2 protein-coding genes are annotated in these 2678 nt (G+C 65.9%); both read left to right on the forward strand.

The genetic code is table 11. The features are described from left to right. The first annotated feature begins 57 nt into the window (after positions 1–57). Positions 58–798 carry an FG-GAP-like repeat-containing protein gene (locus tag A6302_RS19930; RefSeq protein ID WP_069308475.1) on the forward strand — a complete coding sequence of 247 codons (741 nt, stop codon included), beginning with the start codon at positions 58–60 and terminating at the stop codon, positions 796–798. Further along, the gene (locus tag A6302_RS19935) at positions 726–2267 is read left to right on the forward strand and encodes a hypothetical protein (protein WP_425349183.1); all 1542 of its coding nucleotides are present in this window, start codon (positions 726–728) and stop codon (positions 2265–2267) included. Before A6302_RS19930 ends, A6302_RS19935 begins: the two co-directional genes overlap by 73 nt. Positions 2268–2678: the final 411 nt, after the last annotated feature.

Genomic DNA, 2678 nt, shown 5'->3' on the forward strand with positions numbered 1-2678 from the left:
TAGCGTTCGCGGCTTTGATGATTATTATTACTGGGGGGCAGTCCAACGCCGATTTACGTGGTCTACGGAAGCGCCGACCGGACCAGCAATGTCCAGCACGATGATTTTGACGGGGACAGCGGTTTTCGCATTACGGACAACTCTCACTCCATCTATCTGACGGCCCTTCCGGCGGCACTCGGCGACATCAACAATGATGGCTTCGACGACTTTGCGATTTCGTCGAAAGGCGACAGCATCATCTTCCTTGGTTCCGCGACAAACGCCTCGGACACCGACATTGCAAACCTTCCGGCCGCCGCGGGCTTCGTGATCGCGGGGGCCGAAAGCATCGCTGCCGCCGGCGACATTGACGGAGACGGCGAAACGGAATTCTTCGTCGGCGATACGGATGCATCCGATGGCGATGCCCGCATGTATGTCGTGTCCGCGGACACGCTGGCGGCCGCTTCCGATCTCGACGACATCGCGGCCGGCGCCGACCTGGTGATCCGCGGCGACGGCGGCACTCTCGTCGTTGCCGCCGCCGGCGACTACAACGGTGACGGCATCGGTGATTTTCTCGTCGACGACGCCGCGTCCGGCACACCGAACAGCCGCCTCAAGCTCGTCTTCGGCGGCCAGTCCGGCGAGATCGACCTTGCCGACCTGCAGGCGGGACAGGGCTTCGCGATCACCGGCGCTACAACACCGATGCGCCCGGGCGCTTTGCCTCCGCTGGCGACATCAACGGCGACGGTCTGGACGACCTCATTGTCGGTTCGCCGGGCCAGCCGCAATGGGACCGGTCCTATGTGATCTTCGGCAAGACGTCGGGTTTCGACGACATCGACCTGACGACCCTTACCCCCGATCAGGGCTTCTCCCTCCGCGGCAGCGGGTTCGAGGACAATATCGGCATCAGCGTCTCCTCCGCCGGCGATTTCAATGGCGACGGCTTCGACGACCTCATCGTCGGCGCGCCCACGGAGCTGTGGGTCGACGAGGATCTCGGCCCGTTTTACGATGGAAGGGCGTGGATCATCTTCGGCAAGGCCTCCGGCTTTTCCGACATGTCGCTCAGCGGTGGCTATAACATTCCGGCGGATGTCGGCCTCGAACTCTACGCGGGATCGGTCGGCAACGAGGGACCCTTTGCGGGCGCAAGCGTGGCACTTGCCGGCGATGTCAATGGCGACGGCTATTCCGATGTGATCGTCGGTGTGCCCGAGCAGGGGGTAAACTGGTGGAACCCGGGTGACGGCTTTGGAGCTGCCTACGTGATCTACGGCCAGGCCCCGACCGGGCCCGTGGTCCGCGACGGCTCCGGGATCGGCCAGACCATCCGCGGCGGCCGCGCCGGCGACACCCTGCGCGGCCTTGGCGGCGACGACGTGCTGCTCGGCGGCGGCGGCCTCGATAGGCTGGAGGGCGGCAGCCGCAACGATCTGCTCGACGGCGGCGGCAACGCCGACACCATGCTCGGCGGCAAGGGCAACGACACCTACATCGTCAACCACACCGGCGACATCGTCGACGAGACCGGCGGTGACGGCATCGACACGGTCGAGGCGTCGATCAGCTACACGCTCACTGACGGCGTGGAAAACCTCCGCCTCACCGGCACGGCCGCCCTCGACGGCACCGGCAATGGGCTCGCCAACGCGATCACCGGCAACGGCGCCGCCAACACGCTCGCCGGCCTTGGCGGCAACGACGTGCTCAAGGGCCTGGACGGCAACGACACGGTCTCCGGCGGCGACGGCGACGACATCCTGCGCGGCAACGACGGCAACGACACGCTCGACGGCGGCAACGACAACGACACGCTGTTCGGCGGCGACGGCCGCGATCTCCTCGAAGGGCAGGACGGCGACGACACGCTTTACGGCCAGAACGGCGTCGACACCCTGTCCGGCGGAATCGGTGCCGATCGTCTTGCCGGCGGCGGTGGGGCGGACACCCTCACCGGCGGGGCGGATGCCGACAGCTTCGTCTTCGACGCGGCGCCCGCCACCGGCGCCGACACGGTCACCGACTTCGTCTCGGGCATCGACATCCTCCAACTGGACGATGCGATCTTCACCGCGCTTGCCCCCGGCGCGCTGGCGGGCTCCGCCTTCGCCATCGGCCCGGCGGCCGGCGATGCCGACGACCGGATCATCTACGACACGTCGAACGGCGTCCTCTGGTACGACGCCGACGGCATCGGCGGCGACGCCGCCCTCCACTTCGCCACCCTCGCCGGCACGCCGTCCCTCGGCGCGGCGGATTTCCTGGTGGCGTGAGACCGTCCCGAGGCCGTGACCGGCGCCTCCCGGGTGAACGATCGCGGCACGCCTGCGATCGTTCACCCGGAAGGCCCGCATTGCGCACTTGAGATGGAGATGGCAATGCGGACCGCGCTTTTTCTGCCGAACAGTCCAACTACTCCGCGGCAAGGTAAATTCCGGTTGCAGCCTCAGACGGCACTCTCTAGGTTTGCTTGCAGACTTGCAGGTTTTCAGGTCTGCGGCCGGGTTCGAGGGACAGACTTTCTTAGCCGATACATGCCGGAACAATAGACATCCGTTCGTGATTTTGCGGCGCACCATGCACATTCAGGAGCTCGCCCATGCCGTCGACCATCAATCTTCCCTCGCTTGAAGAGGACCAGGGCTTCACGCTGAGCGGCGATGGTCGGATCGGCTACACGGTTG

This window comes from Methylobrevis pamukkalensis (genome assembly GCF_001720135.1).
Taxonomy (GTDB): Bacteria; Pseudomonadota; Alphaproteobacteria; order Rhizobiales; family Pleomorphomonadaceae; genus Methylobrevis; species Methylobrevis pamukkalensis.